This window comes from Micrococcus sp. KRD128 (assembly GCF_017168395.1).
Taxonomy (GTDB): Bacteria; Actinomycetota; Actinomycetes; order Actinomycetales; family Micrococcaceae; genus Micrococcus; species Micrococcus luteus.
Genome location: NZ_JABFAX010000005.1, coordinates 23,881 through 30,695, shown reverse-complemented (window position 1 = coordinate 30,695; position 6,815 = coordinate 23,881). Strand labels below are relative to the sequence as shown.

Below are 6,815 nucleotides of genomic sequence, written 5' to 3'. Positions count from 1 at the left end.
CTAGGGCATGTCTGACAATCGTTTTGACCATGCGAGCACAGCATTCAGCACCACAGCGGCCCTGTAGATGATCGCGTACTTGTCATACCGGGTCGCCAGACCCCGCCACTGCTTCAGGTGAGCGTACTGACGCTCGATGACATTGCGGCCCTTGTAGGCGTCCGCGTCGAGGCTGACGGGGCGCCCGCCGCGGGCACCGCGCCGTCTGCGGTGGCCCTGCTGGTCGGCCGGTTCGGGGATGACCGCTTTGATCCCACGGGCACGTAGGTGGGTGCGGATCGCCCGGGAGGAGTACGCCTTATCGCCCAGCACGGCCTCGGGGCGAGTCCGGGGCCGCCCTACTGGCCGGGTCACGCGCAGCTGCGCCAGAAGAGGAAGCAGCATCGGGGAGTCCCCTGCCTGGCCGGGGGTGATCAGGCTGACCAGCGGCAGCCCGGTCCCATCGACGAGCTGATGGATCTTCGTGCTCAGCCCGCCACGGGAGCGCCCGATGCCGTGATCGGCCGGCTCCTCACGCGGATTCTTGTAGTTCGACCCATCCCCCTGTGAGGCGGGTGATGTTCGTCGCGTGCTGATGCGCGCGGGCGATCGTGGAGTCCACCGAGACCGACCAATCGATCAGGCCTTCGGCGTCAGCGGCGGCGGTCAGCGTGGCCAGCACCGTGTCCCATGTGCCTTCTTCGGCCAAGCGCCGATGCCAGGTCCACACGGTCTGCCAGGGCCCGTAGACCTCGGGCAGATCCCTCCAAGCGATTCCGCACCGGTACCGGTAGATGATCGCCTCCACCATGGTGCGGGCGTCGGCGAACGGCCTGCCGGCGCGGCCGGTCCGGGTCGGGAGCATCGGGGCGATCAACTCCCATTGGGTGTCAGAGAGCATCTGGAACCGGGACATGTCCCCAGGGTCTCAGCTGACTCGTGCATCTATTCTCAGACACGCCCTATCGCTGACATCACCTACTGCCGCACTTTCAGCGGATGGGTGTACGCCGCGTTCATCATCGACGTGTTCTCCCGACGGGTGCTGGGCTGGCAGCTGTCGAAGTCGCTGCGCACGGACCTGGCCCTGGATGCCCTCGAGATGGCGTTCTGGACGCGTCAGCGTGCAGGCCAAGACGTGGCCGGGCTACGGCATCACAGCGATAAAGGAGTCCAGTACGTCGCCGTGCGATACACCCAGCGGCTCGCCCAGGCCGGCGCAGTCGCCTCAGTCGGCTCGACGGGGGACTCGTATGACAATGCCCTCGCGGAGGCGTTCAACTCGCTGTTCAAGGCGGAGCTGATCCGGAACAAGGGGCCATTCAAGTCCATCGAGGGCCTGGAGATCGCGGTCGCGGAGTACATCGACTGGTTCAACCATCGGCGTGTGCACGGCGAGATCGGGATGGTTCCTCCGGTCGAGTTCGAGGACGTCTACCATCATGAGAATCCCGTGCCGGCGCCTGCCGGGGCGGCACTTACGAGCCTCTAACAAACCCGGGGCGATTCACAGTCCATGGCCCAGGCGGCCGGGGAACTGGACTGGGTCGCCTCAATCGATTCCACGATCGTGCGCGTCCATCGGCACGGTGCGACCCTGCCCCGCACCACAGGGGGCCTGGATCAACTACAAGAAATCAGGGGACGAGCCGGCTGATCATGCGATCGGGCGTTCCCGTGGTGGCCTGACGGCGAAGAATCATCTGGTCCGTGACGGCAAGGGACGGGCTCTGGCGTTCGTAGTGACCGGCGGCCAGGTCGCGGGCACCTCGATGTTGGCCACCACGATGGAGCAGATCAGCGTTGCCGGGGCCCGTGGCCGGCCCAGGACACGCCCGCAGAGGCTGATCGCGGACAGGGGCTACCCCTCGAAGGCGAACAGGGCTTGGCTGCGCCGGCATGGCATCGCGGCCACGATCCTCGAGCGGGCCGACCAGATCGCGCACCGGCGCAGATGCCCGGGCCGGCCGATCGACTTCGCCGAAGACCAACGCCAGCGCTACCGGGGCCGCAATGTCGTGGAGCGGTGCTTCAACCGGCTCAAGCAGTGGCGAGGGATCGCGATGCGCTCGGACAAGTACGCCCGGAACTATCACGCCGGGCTCAGCCTCGCCGCAACGCTCCACTGGCTAGCGACCATCCTTTAGCAACACGCCCTAGGGCGCGAGTCATTCTCGACCGCACTGATGATCCCGACGAGCCGCTGTACGTCTTCACCGATCCTGCGGGCCACCCATTCTGCATCTTCGTGGCGTGACAGGGTGTAAATCGCGGAGATAAATGTGCAGGGCCTCTCTCCGATCAGTGCCCATCCCCCAGCGCGTGGGAGGCGCACAAACGAAGGTTTGCGGCGGCTGCGCTCGCCCGCCTTACCCTCTCCGAGCGCCACTAACGGCGGGAGTGATGTGCGTGCCGACTACTGGCGCCCGCCGCCGAGGTCGACGAAGGCCTCGAACAACAGATCGGGCACTTTCTCACTGGCAAAGGACACGAGCTGTTCAAGGGGAACAGCAAGGGTGCTCTTATCGACGTCCAGGGTCGCCCTCCACGCCGCCGGGTGGTACCGCACCAGGTTCGACAGGCCATAGAGGACTAGCCACCATGTGACCAGCGGATCTTGCGCCGAGTCGTTCCCGCCGACGCCAGGAAGCACCTCTCCGTAGGGCGAACCAGAGGGGCCGTGCTCCGCGGAGACCACATCCAAAATGCTCCTCACCCACTGCGCCTGGGTGCCGGCCTTCCCATCACCGCTGACATCCCATGTGACCGTGATGGACGAGCTCCCGTATGGGTAGCTCCACGGCTCGCTCACATGCCGTGGAGTACCCAGCTTGGCGAGTGCGGGGTACGGCCGGAGCCATTCGCGGATCTCCTCCACACCGGGTGCGGCACCTGTCCGGCGACCGACCCCTGGGTATCCCACATCTACTTGTCCATCCCGGGTGGTCAGGTGGGCTGGCACGGGCGAGAGGGTGAGTTCTCCTGTCGCAGGTGAGGTGTGGGGGTTCCTCTGCGCCCCGCTCTCACCGCCCATGACCTCTAACCGATTCGTGTCGCCTGCAGAGGGAACCACAGTGGAGGCGAAGTAACCGAGGGCGCCGATCAGCCTCCCCAGCGAGACCGGTTCCTGGAGAAGAGGGGATTTGCGGATAGAGGCGACCTCCGTGGCCAGCCCTGCTCCATTTGGTGCGATCATGACCTCCCCCAAGTCCGCTTGTTCTCCATATAGGGGATCCACCATCTTGAAAGTGAGCCCGTGGCCTGCGCTGGGCTTGGTTGCGGCGGCGGCGCACAGCGCTTGTCCTGCCTGACCCAGACCATAGAAGAGTAGAAGTGGCCTCGTTTCCGGGCCGACCGAGTTTGCGGCCATCCAGAACTGTTCGGCCTGCTCTAGCCCCGCACTGAACAGCTCGCCCCGGGCCCCCCTCTTAGCCAGCGGAGGGCGATTGGCCCGCAAAGCACGCAGGGACGTAGGCCAGGCGTCTGAATGACCTCTCATTAAGAGGACACTACGTCATGCCCCGGGAGTCCGCCTGGGAGCGATTCAAGCGTTAGGTCATGTCCCGCTGGCGGGATGACGACGCACAGGCCCGGACCTTTTCGCCTCCGAGCCGGGTCGGCGCAATCGAAGGTTTACACCGGGGATACCGTCGCATCTAAGGGAAGCTCCCAGCGGTCACCCTGACTCGAAGCGGCGCAACGAGGTGTGCAGCGTCTGCCGGCTCACCCCGAACGTGCGCGCCACCTCAGCCTTCGGGATCCCCATCTCGATCTTCACCCGAGCCTGCTCCACGTCGGTGTCCGAGAGCTTCGGGGCCTGCACGTACTTGCCTCTCGCCTTGGCCAGGGCGATGCCCTCGGCCTGGCGCTCCTTGATCCTTCGACGCTCGAACTCAGCGAACGCCGCCAGGATGCCCAGCATCAGCCCGTCCACCGGGGAGGTGCCGGACTTGTTCACGGTGATCCGCTCGGACACGAACTGCACTGCACACCCCTTGGCGGTGAGCTCGTCCACGATGGCGTACAGGTCCCGCGTGTCCCGTCCCAGCCGGTCCATGGAGGCGACCTTCACCAGGTCCCCCTCGCGGACGTACTGCATCAGCTCCGCCAACCCGGTGCGCTTGGCGCGGGAGCTGCCCGAGATCTTGTCCTGGAAGATCCGGTCGCACTCCCCCACCGCCTCGAGTTGGCGATCCAGGTTCTGCTCCGCCGAGCTCACCCGCACGTACCCCACAGTCTGTCCAACCACGTCTTAGACCCTCCGACGCTTGTGTCCAACGGACCCGATTGTGTGAGCAGCTTCGCTCTGTGTCGCGGTTTTCGCTGCGTTCCGTGTCGGGTTAGGTGGTGCCGATGACGAGGGTGCTGCGGGCGGCTTCGACGACGTCGTTGGTGATGACGTCGAGCTCGTTGATCTTCAGGACACGTTGAATCTGTGGGAGGAGACGTTCGAGGAGACGGAAGTTGCCGCGGGTGATGCGTTCGACGGCGGCGATGGCTTGCGCGTCAGTGAAGTCGTCGGGGTCGAGGGTCTTGCCGAGCTTGCGCCATTGACGTTCGAGGACGAACAGCAGCTCGTCGTGGCCGAGGGGGCGGTACTGGTGGGCGAACCCGAGTCGGCTGTAGAGCTGTGGGTAGTGAGTGAACTGCTTCTCGATGCCGGGCATGCCGATCAGGATCATCGCGATGCCTGTTCGGTCGTACTGGTCGCGGAGCCACTCGATGGCGTTGCCGGTGAGGCGTTCGGACTCATCGATGATGATCAGCTCGAGCAGTGACGGGTTGGGGCCGTGCGCGTGGTCGACGTGGCCGCCGTGGAGGACGAGGTGTTCCTCGATGCAGCGTTCGGTGCGGATCATGTCGTGCCGGAGGTCCTCTTGCAGGGCGCGCATCGTCGCGGAGACCTCGGGCGTGTAGAAGACGGTCCGGGCGCGGTGGGCCGCGGCATAGATCTTGGTGACGTTCACCTCGTCGGGCGTCGGTTCGTGGTTTGTGAGCTCGTTCCCGGTGCCGGCGCGGCCGGCCCACCAGGTGTTCGAGAGAATCTGGCCCGGGTTAAGAACCGGGATGGGGCGTTCGTAGCGCTTGACGAGGTAGGGCGCGAGGAGCCGGTCGGAGTCGTCGGGGATGACTATGGGCGGATTAAAGGTGACGGTGATGTCTCGCGCGGGGGTCGGTCCGAGGTTGGTGATGATGAAGTCGATGGAGGAGTCGCTATCGACCGCGGGGCGGAACTCGGCGGCGATCATCGGCTGGGATCGGGCTTTGCTGTCCAGGGCGGCGGAGATGAGCGCGATGATCGCGACGAGCGCGGCGACAACGCCGGCGACGGCGCCGATCGCGCTGCCGTACTCGTTGATCCAGGTCCAGGCCTCGAGCACGCTCATCCGGGTCATGAGGTGAGCGTAGCTGCGAGGCGGAACTGGCTAGAGAGACGGGGCGCGTCGTCTGGACATCGTGCCGCCGCAGGCTCTGAGGCGCCGGCGGCCGCGGATCGCGCCTGAGATGGATCGGCGGCCACCGGCGCGGGGGTCAGTGCGCGGCTCCGAGCTCGATCATGAGCACCCCGACGATGATCAGGCCGATACCGGCCGCCATCACCTTGGTCAGCGGTTCCTTGAAGAGGATGCGGCTGAGGACCGCGGTGAGCGCGACACCGGACGCGGCCCAGATGCCGTAGGCGACTCCGAGGGCCAGGCCCTCCACGAGGGCCATGGTGATGCCGAAGAACGCGATGCCGTAGCCGCCGAGGACGGCGAGCAGCCACAGGCCCTTCTTCTTGGAGCCGGAGGTCGCCATGCGCAGCGAGAGGGCGCCGGCGACCTCGAAGATGATCGCGATGATGAGGAACAGGTAGGCCATCAGACGGTCCCTTCACGCTTCTTCGTCGCGGCCTGCGAGCCGAGCTCGACGCACAGGACCCCGCCGATGACGACGGCGATGCCGAGGGTCATCAGCGCGGTCAGCGGCTCTCCGAAGATGACTGCGGAGAGGATCGCGGTCAGGGCCACTCCGGCGGCTCCCCAGATGCCGTACCCGACGCCGAGGGGCATGCCCTGCTTGAGCGCGCCGGCCAGGAGCGTGAACGCTCCGATGTAGCCGACCGCGACGAGCGCGAAGAATCCGGGGGCGTCGACGGCAGCTTTCAGTGACAGGGAGCCTGTCACCTCGAGCGCGATCGCCCCGGCGAGGAACACCCACTTCATTTCTGTACTCCTTCATCGATCAGTCGTTGGGCGATGCCGCGCACGAGTGCACGCTGCTCACCGGTCATGCTCAGAAGTCCGAGCGCCTGGTCGGTCCAGGCGCCGTCAGCGATCAGACGCGCCGACTGCAACGCGGCTTTCTGGCCAGCGTCGCCGGGTGCGTCCTCCCCGAACCAGGGCCGCAGGCGCTCCCGCCACTGGGCGGCGAGAGTGTCGCGCAGCTTCACATCCGCGAGCAGCGCGAGATCGCCCCCGTCGAAATCGGAGAGCACCTCGAAGTCCACATACGCGCGCAGCCGCTCGACCGGATCGGTGACCTCCCCGATCGTCGCGGCGAGCTGTCCCTCCCAGAGGTCCATCACCCGATTGACGACGCCGACCATCAGCGCCTCCTTCGAGGAGAAGTGATGCACCACCCCCGCCTTACTCATGCCTGCTTCGGAGGCGACGGAATCGATCGTCACCACGCCACCGCGCCGCAGCACGGCGATCGCATCATCGAGCAGCTGCTCGGTCGTCTTTGCCATGCCCCGAGAGTACCGACCAAACGTTTGGTCGGTCAAGTGACATAGCGCTATGGGTAGCAGGCGTCCCGTAAGGGGATCGCTTACCGGCACACACAGATACGAC

General features: G+C 65.9%; 9 protein-coding genes. 2 read left to right on the top strand and 7 right to left on the bottom strand.

Going from position 1 to position 6,815, the window contains the following annotated elements:
- Positions 1–895, bottom strand: a protein-coding gene (locus J1M44_RS02540) for an IS5 family transposase (RefSeq protein ID WP_206480487.1) whose coding sequence is annotated in 2 segments (ribosomal slippage) — positions 1–537 and positions 539–895 — 894 coding nt in all. Because the reading frame shifts where the segments join, the coding sequence is not laid out codon by codon here.
- On the opposite strand from J1M44_RS02540, the gene J1M44_RS02535 reads away from it, so the two are divergent.
- Positions 863–1,471, top strand: a complete 609-nt coding sequence (locus J1M44_RS02535) for an IS3 family transposase (protein ID WP_241252724.1) — start codon at positions 863–865, stop codon at positions 1,469–1,471. The two genes, J1M44_RS02540 and J1M44_RS02535, sit on opposite strands and share 33 nt — an antisense overlap.
- Complete coding sequence (locus J1M44_RS02530; RefSeq protein ID WP_241252723.1) at positions 1,422–2,126, top strand: IS5 family transposase; 705 nt, start codon at positions 1,422–1,424, stop codon at positions 2,124–2,126. Before J1M44_RS02535 ends, J1M44_RS02530 begins: the two co-directional genes overlap by 50 nt.
- Before the next feature lie 269 nt (positions 2,127–2,395).
- On the opposite strand, the gene J1M44_RS02525 is transcribed toward J1M44_RS02530, so the two are convergent.
- From J1M44_RS02525 to J1M44_RS02500, 6 genes are all read right to left on the bottom strand, one after another.
- Positions 2,396–3,478 (bottom strand): YaaC family protein, encoded by a 1,083-nt coding sequence (locus J1M44_RS02525; protein ID WP_409480608.1) that lies wholly within the window; start codon positions 3,476–3,478, stop codon positions 2,396–2,398.
- 177 nt (positions 3,479–3,655) lie between these two features.
- On the bottom strand, positions 3,656–4,228 hold the full coding sequence (locus tag J1M44_RS02520) for a recombinase family protein (protein ID WP_206480484.1): 573 nt from the start codon (positions 4,226–4,228) through the stop codon (positions 3,656–3,658).
- A gap of 91 nt (positions 4,229–4,319) precedes the next feature.
- Positions 4,320–5,138, bottom strand: coding sequence for an AAA family ATPase (locus tag J1M44_RS02515; protein WP_370450140.1), 819 nt, complete (start codon positions 5,136–5,138; stop codon positions 4,320–4,322).
- Between the two features lie 373 nt (positions 5,139–5,511).
- Entirely contained in the window at positions 5,512–5,841 is a 330-nt protein-coding gene (locus J1M44_RS02510) for a DMT family transporter (protein WP_020628217.1), read from the bottom strand.
- Positions 5,841–6,185: a DMT family transporter gene (locus tag J1M44_RS02505; RefSeq protein ID WP_031943843.1), complete on the bottom strand. Its 345-nt coding sequence runs from the start codon at positions 6,183–6,185 to the stop codon at positions 5,841–5,843. Before J1M44_RS02505 ends, J1M44_RS02510 begins: the two co-directional genes overlap by 1 nt.
- A complete protein-coding gene (locus J1M44_RS02500; protein WP_002857203.1) occupies positions 6,182–6,712 on the bottom strand; it encodes a TetR/AcrR family transcriptional regulator in 531 nt (176 codons plus the stop codon). Before J1M44_RS02500 ends, J1M44_RS02505 begins: the two co-directional genes overlap by 4 nt.
- Positions 6,713–6,815 lie beyond the last annotated feature (103 nt).

What these genes read in the sequence shown, in the direction of transcription:
- J1M44_RS02525 (WP_409480608.1), bottom strand. Translation starts at nt 3,478, where the DNA reads ATGAGAGGTCATTCAGACGCCTGGCCTACGTCCCTGCGTGCTTTGCGG.
- J1M44_RS02510 (WP_020628217.1), bottom strand. Translation starts at nt 5,841, where the DNA reads ATGGCCTACCTGTTCCTCATCATCGCGATCATCTTCGAGGTCGCCGGC.
- J1M44_RS02500 (WP_002857203.1), bottom strand. Translation starts at nt 6,712, where the DNA reads ATGGCAAAGACGACCGAGCAGCTGCTCGATGATGCGATCGCCGTGCTG.
- J1M44_RS02505 (WP_031943843.1), bottom strand. Translation starts at nt 6,185, where the DNA reads ATGAAGTGGGTGTTCCTCGCCGGGGCGATCGCGCTCGAGGTGACAGGC.
- J1M44_RS02530 (WP_241252723.1), top strand. Translation starts at nt 1,422, where the DNA reads ATGAGAATCCCGTGCCGGCGCCTGCCGGGGCGGCACTTACGAGCCTCT.